Origin of the sequence: Cyclobacterium amurskyense (assembly GCF_001050135.1) — a bacterium.
Classification (GTDB): domain Bacteria; phylum Bacteroidota; class Bacteroidia; order Cytophagales; family Cyclobacteriaceae; genus Cyclobacterium; species Cyclobacterium amurskyense.
This window is the reverse complement of the sequence record NZ_CP012040.1, coordinates 5,938,642-5,956,112: the sequence shown is the minus strand read 5'-3', so window position 1 is coordinate 5,956,112 and position 17,471 is coordinate 5,938,642. Positions and strand designations below refer to the sequence as shown.

16 protein-coding genes are annotated in these 17,471 nt (G+C 39.2%); 9 read left to right on the top strand and 7 right to left on the bottom strand.

Features of this window, described 5'->3' with window-relative positions:
* Positions 1-493 precede the first annotated feature (493 nt).
* From tnpA to CA2015_RS23560, 5 genes are all read left to right on the top strand, one after another.
* A complete protein-coding gene (tnpA, locus tag CA2015_RS23585) occupies positions 494-949 on the top strand; it encodes an IS200/IS605 family transposase (protein WP_048644117.1) in 456 nt (151 codons plus the stop codon).
* A 320-nt stretch (positions 950-1,269) separates the two neighbouring features.
* Positions 1,270-1,482 carry a hypothetical protein gene (locus CA2015_RS23580; RefSeq protein WP_048644116.1) on the top strand — a complete coding sequence of 71 codons (213 nt, stop codon included), beginning with the start codon at positions 1,270-1,272 and terminating at the stop codon, positions 1,480-1,482.
* 349 nt (positions 1,483-1,831) lie between these two features.
* Positions 1,832-2,500 (top strand): class I SAM-dependent methyltransferase, encoded by a 669-nt coding sequence (locus CA2015_RS23570; RefSeq protein ID WP_240477881.1) that lies wholly within the window; start codon positions 1,832-1,834, stop codon positions 2,498-2,500.
* Positions 2,501-2,517: 17 nt separating this feature from the next.
* Positions 2,518-3,099 carry a YdeI/OmpD-associated family protein gene (locus tag CA2015_RS23565; RefSeq protein ID WP_048644114.1) on the top strand — a complete coding sequence of 194 codons (582 nt, stop codon included), beginning with the start codon at positions 2,518-2,520 and terminating at the stop codon, positions 3,097-3,099.
* Positions 3,100-3,199: 100 nt separating this feature from the next.
* Positions 3,200-3,565 (top strand): DUF2200 domain-containing protein, encoded by a 366-nt coding sequence (locus CA2015_RS23560; protein ID WP_048644113.1) that lies wholly within the window; start codon positions 3,200-3,202, stop codon positions 3,563-3,565.
* Positions 3,566-3,735: 170 nt separating this feature from the next.
* Here CA2015_RS23560 and CA2015_RS23555 read toward each other — a convergent pair whose 3' ends face one another.
* Positions 3,736-5,256: a SusD/RagB family nutrient-binding outer membrane lipoprotein gene (locus CA2015_RS23555; RefSeq protein WP_048644112.1), complete on the bottom strand. Its 1,521-nt coding sequence runs from the start codon at positions 5,254-5,256 to the stop codon at positions 3,736-3,738.
* Positions 5,257-5,267: 11 nt separating this feature from the next.
* Positions 5,268-8,429: a SusC/RagA family TonB-linked outer membrane protein gene (locus tag CA2015_RS23550; RefSeq protein ID WP_048644111.1), complete on the bottom strand. Its 3,162-nt coding sequence runs from the start codon at positions 8,427-8,429 to the stop codon at positions 5,268-5,270.
* A gap of 988 nt (positions 8,430-9,417) precedes the next feature.
* On the opposite strand from CA2015_RS23550, the gene CA2015_RS23545 reads away from it, so the two are divergent.
* Both CA2015_RS23545 and CA2015_RS23540 read left to right on the top strand, forming a co-directional pair.
* Positions 9,418-10,158 carry a hypothetical protein gene (locus CA2015_RS23545; protein ID WP_048644110.1) on the top strand — a complete coding sequence of 247 codons (741 nt, stop codon included), beginning with the start codon at positions 9,418-9,420 and terminating at the stop codon, positions 10,156-10,158.
* 156 nt (positions 10,159-10,314) lie between these two features.
* On the top strand, positions 10,315-11,142 hold the full coding sequence (locus CA2015_RS23540; RefSeq protein ID WP_048644109.1) for a glycerophosphodiester phosphodiesterase family protein: 828 nt from the start codon (positions 10,315-10,317) through the stop codon (positions 11,140-11,142).
* Positions 11,143-11,511: 369 nt separating this feature from the next.
* Here CA2015_RS23540 and CA2015_RS24475 read toward each other — a convergent pair whose 3' ends face one another.
* Together CA2015_RS24475 and CA2015_RS23530 are read right to left on the bottom strand one after the other, a co-directional pair.
* Positions 11,512-12,294 (bottom strand): helix-turn-helix domain-containing protein, encoded by a 783-nt coding sequence (locus CA2015_RS24475; RefSeq protein WP_053086744.1) that lies wholly within the window; start codon positions 12,292-12,294, stop codon positions 11,512-11,514.
* A gap of 130 nt (positions 12,295-12,424) precedes the next feature.
* Positions 12,425-13,285, bottom strand: a complete 861-nt coding sequence (locus tag CA2015_RS23530; RefSeq protein ID WP_048644108.1) for a ChaN family lipoprotein — start codon at positions 13,283-13,285, stop codon at positions 12,425-12,427.
* A gap of 213 nt (positions 13,286-13,498) precedes the next feature.
* Between CA2015_RS23530 and CA2015_RS23525 the strand changes: the two genes are divergently transcribed.
* A complete protein-coding gene (locus CA2015_RS23525) occupies positions 13,499-13,951 on the top strand; it encodes a hypothetical protein (RefSeq protein ID WP_205749789.1) in 453 nt (150 codons plus the stop codon).
* Between the two features lie 141 nt (positions 13,952-14,092).
* The gene (locus CA2015_RS23520; protein ID WP_048644107.1) at positions 14,093-14,935 is read left to right on the top strand and encodes an oxygenase MpaB family protein; all 843 of its coding nucleotides are present in this window, start codon (positions 14,093-14,095) and stop codon (positions 14,933-14,935) included.
* Positions 14,936-14,942: 7 nt separating this feature from the next.
* On the opposite strand, the gene CA2015_RS25340 is transcribed toward CA2015_RS23520, so the two are convergent.
* The 3 genes from CA2015_RS25340 to CA2015_RS23510 form a co-directional block, all read right to left on the bottom strand.
* Complete coding sequence (locus CA2015_RS25340; RefSeq protein WP_169786510.1) at positions 14,943-15,113, bottom strand: DUF5522 domain-containing protein; 171 nt, start codon at positions 15,111-15,113, stop codon at positions 14,943-14,945.
* Entirely contained in the window at positions 15,114-15,503 is a 390-nt protein-coding gene (locus tag CA2015_RS23515) for an SIMPL domain-containing protein (RefSeq protein ID WP_157470581.1), read from the bottom strand.
* 124 nt (positions 15,504-15,627) lie between these two features.
* Positions 15,628-17,454, bottom strand: coding sequence for a RagB/SusD family nutrient uptake outer membrane protein (locus CA2015_RS23510; protein WP_048644106.1), 1,827 nt, complete (start codon positions 17,452-17,454; stop codon positions 15,628-15,630).
* Positions 17,455-17,471 lie beyond the last annotated feature (17 nt).

Sequence of the window (17,471 nt, the reverse complement as noted above, 5' to 3'; positions counted from 1 at the left end):
TGGCCATTGCCTTTATTGCAAGCAATTTACAGTTATTTCCCCAAATAAGGGAAATAGGAGGTAAGATGCAAAGGTTTTTTTATGGGTATTTGATTATAGTTATTCAATGTTCCTTTTGATGACCAATACATTTTTGAAGGGTTGGAATGTGCCGCTCCTCTGGAGCTCCTGATCAAAGACGATACAATAGGCTACAAAAATATTGCTCCCCCCATAATTCCTAAGTGAATTATGGGGGGAGCAAGAAGGATTTGTTTCTAGGTTTGAGTAAATAATAGTTCGTAAATAGGGGGCTATATAGAACAATGAAAGAACAAAATATTAGTTTATTTAACTAGCAATACACGATCGAATTTGTTTTATTTCTTAGGTTTAATTATATTATTTTCAATGGATTAAGTTGTGGTTAAGCTCCGTAGGAGTTTTATTTTTGTAGCACTGGATTTTTGAATTATTACCAGCTCCCTAGGAGCGGTACCTAAATTTTAACGACATGGCGAATACCTTTACCCAAATTTTGATACAGTACGTTTTTGCTGTAAAAAACCGCGAATCAATAATTAAAGAGAGTTTCAGGGTTCCAATGGAAAAATACATTTCGGGGATAATATCTAACAAAAGACACAAAATGTTGGCCATTTATTTTATGCCTGACCATTGCCATATATTGGTAGGCTTAAACCCTTCACAGTCAATTTCAGATTTAGCTAGGGATATTAAATCAAATACCACAAAATGGGTTAATGAACATAGGAAAATGAAATTTAATTGGCAAGAAGGTTATGGTGCATTTAGCTATGGAAAAAGTCAGTTAGACGCGGTGGTGAATTATATTTATAATCAGCCAGAACATCATAAACGAACATCATTTAGAGAAGAGTATATGACATTTTTGAAAGAATTCGAAGTTTCTTTTGAAGATCAATACTTATTTGATTGGTTGGAATGAGGAGCCGCTCCTCTAGAGCATATTAAAGCTCCGTAGGAGTTTCATTTTTGTAGCCCTAATTTTTTGAATTATCATCAGCTCCATAGGAGCGATACCTAAATTTTAATACAGTACGTCATTGCAGTACGAAACCGAGAATTTCTAATTAGGTTTCAGGGTTCAGAAGACCAATACACGTTTGATTGGTTGGAATGTGGTGCCGCTCCTCTGGAGCTCCTGATCATAGACGGTACAATATGCTACAAAAATATTGCTCCTCTGGAGCATTAATAGTTTAAGAGATTTCTAAATTACTTGTTTAAATTTTATGTGATTAAAATATGGAAAAACAAATTGAAGATGAAATTAATTTGATTTTGGCTGAATGTTATGAAAATGGCATGATCCCCTTTCATCAAAGTATTCCCGATATTAGAGATAAAGCCATTACCCGCGCCAAAATTTTAGGCTTAATTAAGTGTAAGAATAAGAACGCCTATGAACTTTCAATAGAAGGACTAAAAGTGCTTGACTTTGATGGTGGAGTTCGATAATACCTAATGAATATTGAATCAAAAGAGAAGAAAGATGATTTGATAAAAAATCTGTTTATTAAGGATTTAAAAGGTAATATCTTCCAATTTAAATTGGTCTGGCTTTTCTTTGTTTTGAATGTAATTGCCTCATTTATTGCAGGTAATTTCGAATTGGTTTCAAAATGGTTTGATTTGATTCGATAGGGCTTAAACATTTGTAGTTTAATAATAACTTATGTCCAAAACTCTGTAGGAGTTTTATTTTAGTAGCACTAGGTTTTTGAATTATCACCAGCTCCATAGGAGCGATACCTTAACTTTAACGAGATGGCAAATACCAATTGAAAAATTTATAAATTGGTAGGCAATGCAAAGAATTTTGGTAAAAAAGCAAAACATGACGGAATTTTGGGAAGAAAACTTTAAAGACAAGCAATCCATGTGGGGATTCAGCCCGGCTGATGCTGTATTTGATGCCATTAAGTTGTTTCAAAAGCATGGTTTGCACAAAATCTTGATTCCCGGCTTTGGCTATGGGAGAAATGCGAAGGCTTTTATGGATAAAGGCTTTTATGTAACCGGAATAGAAATCTCAGAAACAGCAATTGCAATTGCTAAAAAGACTTATGGGAGCGAAGTCAATGTGCACCATGGCTCAGTAAGTGAAATGCCTTTTGACAATGAAGTTTTTGATGGGATCTTTTGCTATGCTTTGATTCATTTGCTTGATGAAAAGGAAAGGGCCAAACTAATTGTCGATTGTTACAATCAGCTTAGAGAAAATGGTATTATGATTTTTGTAGCCATTTCTACCGATGATCATGCTTTTGGGAAAGGGGCGATGATTGACAAGAACCGATTTTTGACACCTCATGGTGTTGAATTGTTTTTTTATAACTTAGACGCTGTAAAGGATGAATTTGGAGACTTTGGCTTACAAGATTCAGAGAAAATAATGGAACCTTCGAAAAGTATAAAAGGTAAGCCGGGGCAAATATTTTGGAAGATTGTATGCAAGAAAATCGCTAATAGTTAAAAGAATGAATTAAAACCATGACCAAGGTAGTAATCGAGGATTTCTGTCCAACAAACAAAGAAGAATGGAGCGATTGGCTAGAACGCCATCATATAATAAAAGAGGCGGTATGGCTCATTGTTTATAAGAAAAAATCACCCACTCCAAACCTTACCTGGAGCGAATCTGTAGATGAAGCTTTGCGGTTTGGCTGGATAGATAGTCTGAAAAAGCCTATAGATGATGAAAAGTATAGACAATACTTCAGCAAAAGAAAGGCAAACAGTATCTGGTCTAAAACGAATAAAGACAAAATTGAAGCTTTAGTAGAAAAAGGCTTGATGTCGGAGGCAGGCTTAAGAGCCGTGGAAATTGCCAAAAGAAATGGCTCATGGTCAATCTTGGATGCTGCTGAAACCCTGGAAGTCCCTTCGGATTTAGCAAGCAAATTCAATGAATTCCCAGGATCAAGAGACTTCTTCAATAGTCTAAGTAAATCTGGCAGGAAAAGCTTACTACAATGGATTGCGATGGCTAAAAGAGTAGAAACCAGAGAAAAAAGAGTATTGGAGATTGCAGAAAGTGCAGGCCAAAAGCTAAAGCCAAAAGCATTTCGGTAGGGTTGGGCCCCAGGCCTTTTTTAGGATTGCTAAAAGCACACTATTGTCGACAGCTTCAATACAAGAATAGGTATCAAAGAACATAAAATCCCTTTTTTCTATGAAAGATACAAGTCACCACGATGAACGGATTGCCAAAATGACATTCGCCACGGTATACCCACATTACCTTACAAAAATAGAGCGGAAGGGTAGGACAAAAGAAGAATTGCATCAGGTAATTGAATGGTTAACGGGTTATGATGAGAAACAGCAGCATGCGCTCATTGAAAGCAAAGTTACTTTTGAATCATTTTTTCAGCAGGCCACATTAAACCCAAATGCTCATCTGATTAAAGGCCTTATATGTGGCTATCGCGTGGAGGAGATTACAAACCCATTGACGCAGCAAGTAAGGTGGCTGGACAAGCTGGTGGATGAATTGGGCAAAGGTAAAAAGATGGAAAAGATTTTACGGGGAAGCTGATTGGACGAATGCGATTTTGCTTCGAAATGGGATTAAATAATTTCAGCTTTACCTAAGACTTATCATGCCAATCTTTGAAAGCCAATGCTTCAAAAGGTAATCCAAATAGAAAAAGCCGGCGAATTTTGCCGGCTTTTGTCTCAATAATATGAAATTTTTTGTCTACCTAATTAATTTGGAGGGAAAACATCCTGTAGGGGATGCCTGATCGGTACACCTTCGCGTGCATCCCACCAAACCCGGGTCAACAAGTCATTGCCTCCCATTCTATCTGCTGCTGCTTTGACATTCGCCTCATTTTTTAGGTATTCATCATTTGGATAGGTCAACCTTCTCGGTACCTGACCATTTGTAACTCCCGCATCACTTCCAATCCATACCCTTGGATAGCCTGTTCTTCTAAATTCAGCCCATCCCTGATAGTGCTGGAAAAAGGTGGAAATGTACTTTTGGGTAACAATTTTTTCAAATTGCTCCTCCTGGGTGCCCGTCAGAGTTCCTGTTGCTCCACCTAGAAAATCGTGTATAGCTGTTTCAGGAATGGCATATTGTTCCATAGAAGCCTGTATACCCATACGGTATAGTTGGTTGGGGTCTTCTCCGGTAATGCCTGCAAAGGCAGCTTCTGCTTTTAGGAAGAGCACTTCGGCAGCATTCATCACGATTATATCATAGGTTTCCTCTTTTAATAAAGGGCCTACACTGGCCACCATTTCCTGCCCATAAGGTTCTTTTTCCTCCTGGAGCAATTGTATAGGTCTACCTCGGAAAGAGCCGGAACCGTCAAGTGCAGGACTGGCCAATACTGGCAATCTCGGATCGGCAGTAGGAATCATTACATCCATTATGGGAAATCCCACAAACATAGGAGTAGTGGCCGTCAATTCTCTGGTCCAGATATAATTGACATTGTTTGTGTTTTCTGATGAACTTGGTGGAAGGGTACGCAATGAGGCGTTTTCTGAATTTTCATCAATTAAAGGACTATTAATCACATCAGAAATATTTTCGGAAGCCAGTGTTGGACTTGCAAAGCGGGCTCTAATGGCAAGTCTAAAACGTAGGGAATTGGCGAATTTCTTCCAATTTTCCACATTTCCCTGATACAGGATATCCGCATTACCGAAAGACAATTGATCTCCCTGGGCTCCCAATTGCGTTGCTGCTTCTTTCAACTCTTTGAGCATATCGGTATAAATCTCTTCCTGGGTATCGTACTTTGGTTGGTTAATAACATTTTCTACGCCCTGTGCAGCTTCAAAGTAAGGGATGTCTCCATAGGCATCCGTAACCCAATGATACAACCACACTTTCCAGATCCTGGCCATTGCATTTTGGTCATTTTTCTGTGGATCGTTAGCAGTGAGGCGCATGACTTCACTGATGTTGATGATATAATCCCTGTAATAATTGAAAGGGGAGGTGTAATCCGCATTGGAGAAAATATTACCACTTGCCTGATTGGCAAAGTACCCTGAAAACTCCCCAATTGTCCCACTGTTATAGGACTCAAAGATGGAGCTCTTCAATACATTGGTAAAAATGGTCTTGGGTTGAATCTTCTCCTTTGTCAACAATGTTGGATCCGTATTGATGGCGTCAAAATCAGATGTACAAGCTAGGCTCATCATAAGCAGCACCAAAAGAGATGCAATGCTTTTTCTCTTTATATTTAAATTTATTATTTGCATAACTCAGTTGATTAGAAAGTCAAAAATAAGTTAAAACCCATGCTCCTAGTAGTAGGTAGGCCACGTGCTTCTACCCCCTGGGCCGCTGTGGAACTGTTAAAGGCTGTTTCAGGGCTGATGCCCATCAATTTAAATTCAGGATCACGGTAAAGGTACAATAGGTTCCTTCCTACAATGGATAAGCGGGCATTGATAAATGGAGTCTTGCTTAAAAATCCTTTGCTAAAATTATAGCCAAAAGTAACTTCCCTTAAAGCCATATAATCAGCGTCGATGACCATGGTCTCGGCAATTCCTCCCCAAGGGCCCTGCTCGGCATAATATTGATGAGACAATAAGGAAATGTTATTTTCTGTAAATGTTCCGTCAGCATTTTCAATCAGACCATCCACAATCAAATCCTCGGTATCCCTTGCTTCTGTAAATTTTCCAGTGCCTTTGGCCATCTGATCATATTTACTGTAAGAATAAACCTGACCTCCTAATCTAAAGTCGAGCATTCCACTTAATACAAATCCTTTATAGGAAAAAGTATTGGTTATGCCACCTAGAAAATCTGGTTGAATATTTCCCAAAACGGTCATTTCATCTGCTCTTTGCCATTTGCCTAGCTCGGATACCAAAATCCTTCCGTCCTCATTTCTCTTTTTAGCAAAACCAACAATGTTCCCGTAGGGTTGGCCTACTCTTGCCTCAATAGTTCCTGTTCCGCTCAATAAGGTGTGGCTGTTTATGCCCGGTGCTAGAGATACCACTTCGGACCTGTTTCTAGATCCATTGATGCCCAAGTCCCAGGTAAAATCGCCAGCCTTTAACAGCTTGGCATTGATCATTAATTCCAAGCCTTGGTTTCGGATCTCGCCTGCATTGATCAAACGAGTATTGAAACCAGTAGCTGCAGAGATCTCTACAGGTAGGATTTGGTTTGTAGTCGATTGGGTATAATAGGTGAAATCAATCCCCAGCCTGTTGTCGAAAAACCTTAAATCCATACCTAGCTCAAAAGAGGTGGTTAGCTCATTTTTCAAGTCTTCTAAGGGAACATTGCTTCGGATGGATGCAAGGCGAAGACCGTCGAAAGTTTGGGTACTCAAAGAATAACCTGCTCTGGTTAAATAAGGATCGGCATCATTTCCTGCTTCTGCATAAGAAGCCCTAAACTTTCCAAAAGTTAAGATGGGGGAATCCATTTCCAAAAAGTCTGTAAAAGCGAAACTCGTACTTACGGAAGGGTAAAAGAAGGATTGATTTTCCACTCCTAAAGTAGAGGACCAATCGTTTCTTCCCGTAATATCAAGAAACAGGTAATTTCTAAATGCCAGTTGACTTTGAAAATAGACAGAATTCATTTGTTTTTGAATGCTGTAATTACGTGGGAAAACCAAAGAGGCATTGTTGATGTGGTACAAATCGGGAATGTCAAGGTTTTGACCACTTACTTCTACCACCTCTTGGTCTCGGTTCAAATGATTGGCGCCTATAGATAACGTGCCGTTGAAATCGCTGTTTATATCCCCTGTAGCGGTCAGCAATACATCACTGTTTTCTTCCTTGACACGCCACATGGTATTTCTTACCTGCCCATTAAGATTGGTTCCCCCCGGAGTTCCCTGAGGAACCATTGCAAACCTGTTGTCGGTATAGAAATCTGTCCCGGTTCTACCTTGTATGCTCAGCCAATCTGTAAAATCATATTTTACCCTAGCCATGCCTATTACCCGGTCTCTGGTATCATTGTTCTTGAATTTTTCCGTAATCCAATAGGGGTTATAAGGTGAGCCAGGCTTAAAACTTGACATAAGCCCATCAGCTTTGGTATGGTCCCTGAGCCAATCCAGGTCTATGCTTCTTGGCATCACTTCCAAGCTGGATTGTAAACTGCTGAAGCTGATTCCATTTTGAATTCGATTATTGCCTTCTTGTCTGGTGTAGTTGATCTTTGCATCTACGAGCAGCTTTTCAGAAACTTGATGAGACCCTCTTAGGGTGATGGTTTGCCGATCAAGGGTGTTGTTAGGTACAATACTCTTGTTGTTCATGTTTGAGAATGAAAGCCTTAAGGTACTGGTTTCATTTCCTCCAAACACAGAGACTGTATTGGTGCTTGTTGTTCCTGTCCTGTAAAAATTCTCAATATTGTCGGTAGGCTGAGCGGTGTATGGTTTTACTCCCCAATCTCTGGCATAATCATAAATAATAGGTCTTCCGTCCATAGCTCCTCCCCATTGGTCCAATAACCAGCCGGGCCAAACCAAGGTTTCTTGCCCATCGATTACCTCTGTGCCAAAGGCACTGTAATTGTCATCATATCCACCGCCCCAGGTGTTTTGAAAGGTAGGGTTTACACTTGGTGTTTCGAAGGTGTAATTGGAATTGATTTCCACACCTATTCCTTGTCCTTTTTTCCCTGACTTAGTGGTGATCAAAATGACACCATTGGCTCCTCGAGCACCATACATAGAAGCAGCACTTGGTCCTTTCAATACAGAAATGTTTTCAATGTCGTCTGGATTGATATTGCCTATTCCATCTCCATAGTCATAACCAGAGAAACTGGATGCAGGATCAAGGGTTTGATTGTCAATGGGGATACCATCCACTACGTATAAGGGTTGGTTATTTCCTGTTAATGAGCTGTTTCCACGGATGACTACATAGGATGAACCACCGGGACCACCAGAGGTAGGGTTGACATGAACGCCAGCTACTTTCCCTTTGAGGGAGTTGACCACATTGGGTTCTCTAGCTTGGGTCAATTCTTCGGTGCTCACTTCCTGAACTGAATAACCCAAGGCCTTTTTCTCTCGCTTAATTCCAAAAGCAGTTACCACTACTTCTGATAGTTCACTAATATCAGGATCCAACTGGATATTGATTTCGGATCTGTTTCCCACTTTTATGGTTTGGGAGATGTATCCAATACTTGATATCACCAGTGTGGATTCAGGCCCCTGAACAGAAAGACTGTATTGACCGTTCACATCTGTGACCGTGCCCTGATTTGTAGCTTGACCACCCTGTAATAATAAGGTAGCACCAATAATTACCTGTCCATCTTCCGAGGACGTTACCGTTCCGCGAACAATTGGATCCTGGGCTTTTACCTCTTCCAGAAAGAGGAGTAAAATAAATATAAGGGAAACCATGCCCTTAAATCTTAAATCATTTCTCATAAGTAGTGTGGTTAAATTAATTGAATCTCAAAACAAAATATAATGTGGTTATTATGTATAAATAATTACTTTAAATATAATAAATACAAATAAATAATTATTGAATACTATTATATTTTTGTTTGGTGATTTTGACCTAAATAAAAAATGATAGAACCTGGGATTGGTGTTATTGTATAAAAGTGATGTAGAATTATATCTATTTTTTGATGAATTTGAAGGGGAAGTATTCTAAGTTAATATGGAATTCAATGTTGATCATTCTTAAGACCCAGGCGGAATACTAGCATATTTGTAAGGGCTAGATGAAAGTCTATGAATTACTAAAACTCGAAATATGCAATCTATTACATGGTGAAATCGCTTTAAAATCAGTCACTTCGCTGCTGTTTTAAATTGCACCATAGCGGTGCAAGGCTAAAAACTCAAAACAGCCTGATTTTCTTGCAATTGCACACTTCCAGTAAAGTCGGGACAGACTTCACCCCTGACCATTGTCAGGGCGGAGAAATCCCATTGAATAATCCGGGTTTAACGCGATGGAAAGAATGTAAGTAAGGAACTTAATGGTGTCAATAAGGATTTATGGTATGATTTAAGGAGTTGTATATTAGCATTAAGGAATAGGTAAGAAACATTCAGGAAGATATGATTAATGATAAGGAAGTATTAAAGGTTATTAAGGAATGGATGAAAATTGATAAGGAGTCTAGGTGTTTAGTAAGGAATCATTGGTAACTTATAAGGAAATTATATTCCTTGGTAAGGAATTAATAATCATCAATAAGGAAAGGATAGGAATAGATAAGGAAATAAAGTAGTTATAAAAGGAATGCTTGAGGTGTAGGTTTTTACTGTGTGGAAACCGTAGGCATAATATTTGGCACTGTCTAAATAAACAAGTAAAATCAATCGCAGGCTCAATACAACCGAATACTTTGGCCTAAACATTAAAATCCATTACTTTTGCCTCCTTAAATTGAATGTGATGAAAAAACCATTGTTGTTGTTGGCCTATCTGTTTGTAATCCTCGCTTGTACAGAAAAGGAAGGGCCTTCACTGCCTGTCGTCTATGAAGGGAACCTGGAAGTGCGATCACTTTCAGATCTTGAGGCCATTGCTGATAAAGATTATACGAAAATAAATGGCGTTTTGGCCATTCACTATACCAATGAAGTAGAGGATTTGTCCCTATTGAAAAATCTACAGGAAGTATCGGGACTTATCATTCGGTACAATGATGACCTGGAAAGCCTAAAAGGTTTGGAGAATGTACAAACAATTGACTTTCTGGAGATTGAAGATAACCTTCAGTTGAAGGAGTTGACAGGTTTGGAAAATTTACAATCTGTCTCAAAAATTTTGTCCATCAAAAACAACGATCGATTGATTTCCTTAGAAGGATTGAAATCCTTGACTTCCATGAACGAGCAATTTGTACTTTTTGACAACCTATCCCTGAGTAATCTGAATGGATTGGAAAAATTGCAGGAAGCCAATCAGATATTGATAACCAATAATATCAACCTTAAAAGCCTGGATGGCTTAGATAACTTAAGCAAATCTGCTGATATAAGGATTTATTCTAATGATTCACTTGTGGATTTATGTGCCTTGGTGAATTTTGTTGCACAAAAGGGTGAAGGGGATATTTTTACCGCCCAAATGAATGCTTATAATCCTACATTGGAGGATTTTGCGAATAATAAATGTGCCATAGAGCAATAGGTACCAATTATCACCATTGTTTCTCGGTTAAAAATCGATTACTTATTACTGGTTAAGCCTTTTGATGATTATATAATTATTGAAAAAATAATGGCCCGCCTTTGCCTTTTGAGGTATAGCTAGGTGTTACTTTACTAATAGATTAAAAAAATACATATGTACCTGAATACAAAAAGGATTTTAGCGCCATTTTTATTGTTTTTCTTATTCATCCAATTGGGACTGGCCCAAGTCGATGAAATTAAAGACAAGTTTCTTAATTCATATGATTTGATGGTGATTGCACATAGGGCTGCCAATCAAAATTTCCCGGAAAATAGTATTATCGCTATCGAAGAAGCCATCCGCATGGGAGTGGATATTATAGAACTTGATATCAGAGTGACTGCAGATGGGGTAGTGGTGTTGATGCATGATCAGACTGTAGATAGAACCACTACTGGTACTGGAGATGTTGATACATTGACTTACAGTTATTTGCAGTCTTTGCAGTTGTTGCATAAAGGTAAGCCTACCAATGAAAAAATCCCTACCTTGGAAGAAGCTTTAAAGGTGACAAAAGGCCGTATCATGGTGGACATGGATATGAAAACAGATAAGGTGGATGAGGTTCTTGAGGTGGTCAAAGCCATGGATGTTGTGGATGAATTGTTGTTTTTTGATTCTGACTGGGATGTATTGGCAGCTTTTCAAGAGAGTCTTCCAGATGCTTTCATAATGCCTAGAACGTATAAAGCAAAAGAGATAAAAAAAGCTGTAAAGAGATTTAATCCTCGGGCAGTGCATATAGACCCAAGTTTCTATACTCCTAAAACAGTGGCAATTGCCAAGAAATATGGGGTGAGACTTTGGATAAATGCACTAGGAAAGATAGATAGAAATATGCTAGCCAATCCCGATGAAGAATGGGCAAGAGAATGGCTCAATAAAGGGGCAACCATGGTGCAAACTGATGTACCTAGCTTTTGGACAAAACTAAAGTAATCAGGTCTTCAAATAATAGGAAGTGCGGCGATATTTAAATCGCCGCACTTTTTTTTTGCTAAAATTAAGCAACCTAGCTAAATCAATAATGTTTAGGCTTCATTTCTTATAGACTCAAGCTTAATCTTTTTTAACCCGGATTATGAAATAGGATTTCTCCGCCCTGACAATGGTCAGGGGTGAAGCCTGTCCAGTGTTTACGGGAAGTGTTGCAATCGCAAGAAAATCAGATTGTTTGGAGATTTTAGCATAGCACCGCTATGGTGAAATTGAAAGCAGCAACGAAGTGGCTGATTTTAAAGCGATTTCAGCACGTAATAGAATGTCTATTGCATATTTCGGGTTTAATTGACAGAGGAATATAGGTGCTTAGAATTTTTGATTGCGGACTTTATCAAAAGCACGGTATAAAACAACTAGCGCCAGCGCCTCACTTACAGCTAGCAAGATCAAACCCAGCAAGGCCAAAACAACAGATATGAAAGCCAATCCGGTCAGTATGGCTACAATTCCTGCTACCAAAGCCATGTTGCCAAATTCCTTTTGATACTTGACAAGCCCATAACCAAATACTAAGTAAATACTTCCAAAAACGATGGATTTACCGGTCATCACAGCCATGGCATAGGTGTCGTCCAAATAAAACAAGTAGAGATCTGCGGCAATACAAATTACAATTCCAGCGACACCTAGTAAGGAAGCAGGTAATATCCAGTTATTTTCCCAGAGTCGTCCTAACTGATAAAATCCAAGCATAAAACAAGAATAGAACAATAGTATGCCTAGTTTGACCAGTGTATATTCCCATGGAGAGATATCAGCATCCTTAGAAATGGTCAGTTGATAGTCCATAAAACCTTCCCAAAAGGCCAATAGAAAATACAGCAATCCACTAAGGAACGCCAAAAAAATCCATTGAGCAGCTTTTTTACTGCCTTTTGGGACAGTAGTTTTTTTCTGCCATTGCTCAATGTCTATATCGAGTGCTGCAAAAATAGAGCGAATTGTATGTCCTCTGGGGGTGACTTCTCCTGCCTCTATCCGTTGGATTGTTCGCACATTGATATTACAACGGGCGACCAGTTCTTCTTGGGTAAGACCGTTGGCTTTTCTAAGCTCAAGTATTTTCTTTCCTAATTCTGGTTGTTCCATAATTGTCGCTTGTTTTATTTCTGCTGCAATGTCTGATAAAAATCAACGATTCAGCCTGTATTTACAACGGATTTGACCCGACATTTGCCTGACATTAGGCTTAGAAAGCCAGAAACAATGCAAAATACCCTTAATTTGTTAGGATGATAAAATCAGCTAGTGCTTCGTTGGTACTCCAATCTTGGTCATCTTCCTTTGGATTAGCAAAGCAGGAAATGGTTACGAGATTTAATTTTCGTTTTCTCTTTTTCAATTCCGAGACAGTCCCGAGACGCTCATCGCTGTGGAACCTGCCCGTAAGGTGAAGGATTTTCGTGTTTCGGTTTTTTCGGTGTGCCTTCAGTATGCTTTCTGCCATGGTGGCATCTCTTAGGAGTTGGGCATGAAAAACTGTAGGCCCCATGCTATGGGCATGTTCGCCCATTGCTGCATTGAATTTCGCGAGGTAGGCATCGTCCTTTTCAGGGATTTTCACCTTAGCATACAGATGACGGGCTTTTCTGTCGAGTTGGTTTAGGGAGCCAAGGCCTTTTCGGCTGACCATGTTGGCATACCTTCCGGGAACATTGGCTGCGACTACCTGTTGATTACGATCTTTTGCCAGATTTACCATTGGCGCATAGGCTGAATAGTTATTCCAGGCTTTTCCGGCATGTAGAAGTTTGCTTTCTGTAATCAGTCCTGCTAAGTATTCATTCACCGCCCTCTGCACATCTCTTTCAAACATCTCCATACTTAAGGTTACGGATTCATGACTTTCCAATAACCTTTTGTACAACTGATATTGGAGGACATGTCCAAGACTGTCATTATGTTCTTCCCCAAAAACAATAATGTCTGCACTGTTTAGCCTTTCTACCAGTGAATCTAGAGAGAGTAGGTTTCCAGTTGCAGTTTCATAAATGGTATAGTTCTGCTTATGGAGGTCCTTTGGTGGGAGTGCTGCTTGTTGTAACAGGAATAAAAATAGACTAGGGATGAATAGAAGCATTTATGGAAGGTTTTTAATGGAGAATTAAAAATACATCTTTAGAGTTTTCAAATTAGCACCCATTTGGGCAAGATTTGAAATAATGGCCAGGGAATTTTGCGTTTTAGACCTAATGTCCGCCGTGTTTTATTTCTTCAATACAACATTTTTTAATCCAATCTCGTCTAAGATTTATATTTATTTCAACCATATCTTACTCAAATTTATTCAAAGATGATCAAAAAAGGGATGATTGCACTCCTAATAATCGTTGGAGTTGCTCAGATAGAGGCTAAAGCCCAGCAGGAATTCAAGATTGTTACTGTTGTAGAATCTATTGTACCTATGGGGATTGGTAGGTCTCGAATTATTGACAGTCAGTCGGAAAATAATTATGAAAAATTCACCACTGATAGGACAGATGGAAAGAAAAGCAACCAAAAGGAAATTAAGAGGTCCGCTATAAAAATTGATGAACTGGAAGAAACCAAGCTGCTAAACTTTTTTAGTGCCACTGGTATTAATTTTCAAAACATAGCCTCTAATGATGCAGTTATTGCTTCTAAAATTAATACCATGTTGGCTGATGGATGGAAGCTTACCTATATCACAAGTGGAGTAGAGAGCAATGCAGGAGCAGATGATGGAAAAGGCATTTTTATTACCCGTTTGTTTTTCTCAAGGTAGTCCGTCCTAACTAAGCAAAAGGAATAAAAAAAGGGAGTTGTTCAACAATTCCCTTTTTTTATTCTCGTAAAAATGGTGGTAACCGTAATTTTACAGGAATAACTTTTCAGAATTCCAGCCATAATTGTACATTTCGGATAGATGTATGACAAGCCTTTTACCAAACAAATAGAGGACCTGGATCCTAAGGAAGATTTTGAGAAAATTTGCTTTCTGCTTACTTATCATTGTTTCCCATGGGACATGGAGAAGGCTTTAGAATTTGCCTTGTTCAGGACATTTGCGGTTCCCTCAGTTTCTCGCTTGCTTGTTGCTACCGGCGAGTTTATCAAGCACACGCGTAAACGCTACGATGATACGGAGTTATTACTGTACGAAATTCTGGAAAACGGAATAGACAGTGAGCGAGGCAGTGCAGCTATTGACCGAATCAATAATATGCATGGCAGGTACAAAATTCCCAACAGAGATTACCTTTATGTGCTATCTACTTTTGTTTTCGAACCGATTCGTTGGATGGATCAATGGGGTTGGCGTCCTTTTACTACCGGGGAAAAAGAAGCCATTCTTAACAATTACCTGAAATTGGGAGGGAGGATGCACATTACCGATATTCCTCAAACACTTGCTGATTTTGAAGCATTTAATCTGGCTTATGAACGTGAGCACTTTGAATTTCATGCTTCCAATGCTGCTGTAGGCAATAAGACGCTTGACCTTTTATTGGGTTTTTATATGCCCAAATGGTTGTTTCCGGTAGGCAAACCTGTAGCACTTTGCTTGATGGATGCGCCTTTAAGGAAGGCGATGGGCTACCAAAAGCCGCCTAACTGGTTAATAAAAACAATAAAGCAATCCATGATTTTACGCGGCAGGTTATTGCGATGGTTGCCAGAAAGGAAAAAGGCAATGTTAGGAACGCTTCGCAAACGGAAAACCTATCCACAAGGATATAAAGTTGAGGAATTAGGGACTTTTAGATAATCTGCGATTATTGTTTTAAATCTTTTGATGGGTAAGGGCAATGTCTACAACCGCTACCGCAGCATTTTCCACGGAGTAAATGATAGGCTTTGGTAAAGACCATTAAGCCATCTTCAAAATAGTAATGCAGTCCTTCTTTGAGTAGCTGGGGTGGAGGTAGCTTGTTTTCTTTTGGCATTTATTTGATGCTGTAATCCAGCTTCATGGTTATTGAAGCAGTTTTGGCTTTAGCGGAGGTATTAAACGTTCCTCCCCAAGAGTAATCTTCTCCTGAATTTTGACCTGTAATCTGGAATATTCCCATATTGGCGGATATCAAATTACTAAGCGTTGCCCCTGAATTTTTAGCGATCATTTCGGCCCTTAGCTTTGCATCTTCGGTAGCTTTAGATATCAATTCAATTTTCAAATCAGCCAATTGGGTGAAGTAATAGCGAGGTGCCTGGGAATAAAATTGAATTTCCTTATTGAGTAACTCTGTGATTTCTCTGGCTGATTTTAAAGCGATTTCAGCATGTAATAGAATGTCTATTGCATATTTCGGGTTGAAACTTCTTTGACGGGCCATAATAAAAGTGGTGCGCGTTCTCAGGTTTCAGTTTTACTGAATTCCTTGTACGCGCACCACTTTTATTCTACAGAGATAACTTTAGCTATATTGGGCAAAGCTATTCCTTATTTGCTTGTTGTTCTTAGTAACCTGGGTTCTGAACCAGTTGAGGAGCTCTGTTTAACTCGTCTTGCTCAATTGGTACCCAGTATAATTTTTCTGAAAAGTTTCTTTTAGGTGCGGCAGATATTTTTTTCCAGGTGGTAGTTGTAACACCATCTTCTGTAACTTCTTTAATATCTACACCATACAGGTCAGGAGCAAAATTCTCCTCCAATAATTTCCACCTTCTGGTATCGTACCAACCTACATTTTCAGAGAAGAACTCTATCTTACGTTCATACCTTAGGGCTTCCATAATATCCCCCGTAAAATTCGGTAAAGCAACCCGATTTCTAATCATGTTGATATAAGTAGTGGCCGTTTCGGTATCTCCCAATTCCAGAGATGCTTCCGCGTAATTCAACAGAATTTCAGCATAACGAATCCATACAAAGATGTTTTCATTGGCCATGTCCCTGCCAATAATTTCATCGTCCATGAATTTTTTCATCACGTAACCTGTGTAATTCCCATTGGAAGGGGAAATTGGGCCTTGTCTGGTATCCAAACCGAATCGCTCGCTTACGACAATTCCGTTTTCTATCACTGTTCTTGTTCTTCTTTCGTAGATTCCAAGTGGATCGATTTGTGCTAAATCCTCGAATCTTGGCTGGAAAACAGCACTGTCATATAAGATACTGCCATAGAACCTAGGCTCTCTATGCTTGTAAGGGTTTTCGTTTGTAAACTTTGTTGACACATTGATGTATTCATCATTGGCATTAAAATTAAAATGGTCAAAGAAATCTGTGCCATCAGCCATTTGGTAGCTGTCTACAAAGTTGCCATAAGGAGCATTGTTTCCATGACAAGATAAACCATTTAAGCCATTTCTTAAATTGGTGTTAATCCTAGGGCCATCATCAGCTCTGTGCATTTTTCCCCAAATAACTTCAGGACTTGACAAATCTCTGGCTTTGAAGAAAGCAAAATAATTATAAGCAGCAGTTTCTTGATCGGTGGCACCAAAATCTTCTAAAGACACAGTTCCCAGGTCTATCAAATCTTTTGCAGCATCTCGGGCAGCGGCCCAGAGTTCTTGCCTGTTAGGGTTTGCATAACCTACATATTCATTTACGGCAGTTCCGTCTGCTGTTAAATCGCTGGCTGCAAATAACAAGATTCTGGATTTAAGCGCCATTGCGGTTTCTTTGGTAGCCCTACCCATTTCCATGTCGCTTTTGAGCAACAATAAATCGGCAGCAATATCCAGATCCTTTACTATAAAATCAATGGTTTCTTCAAAAGTGCTACGCAAGTATCCGGAAAAGTCTTCACCCAATTTAGCAGGAGTGTCCAATAAAGGAACACCACCATAAGACCTGCAAATATCACTGTAAAATACAGCCCTAAGGAAAGTGGCTTCGCCTTTTAAGACGTCCACCTCAGCTTGAATATTAGCCCTTTCTGATTGAGGGTAAGCTTCTGGTAGGGCATCAATTTGGGATAGAAACAAATTTAGCTTGTGGATATTGGAATAATGTTGCCAGGTTAAATGACCTCTGTCTGTGCCTGGATTTCCGGCACTGATGGTTCCTCTTCCATAATCCGTCAGTTCAGCACCTTTTGTCATTGTGGTTTCTCCCACAAAAAGACCTGTTTGGTAACCATGACTACGCTGGTTCCATCCATATTCTACACTGTTATATAGGTCGTTTAGGTAGTACCTTACCAGGTTTATATCAGACCAAACGACAGGGTCAGAATAGCTATCAAGGGGCGACCTGTCCAGTAATTCATCGTTGCAAGAGAAGCTTCCAAGCAACAAAGCAACTAATATTGTCAGTTTACTTATATTTCTTTTCATAACGTAATATTTTTTAG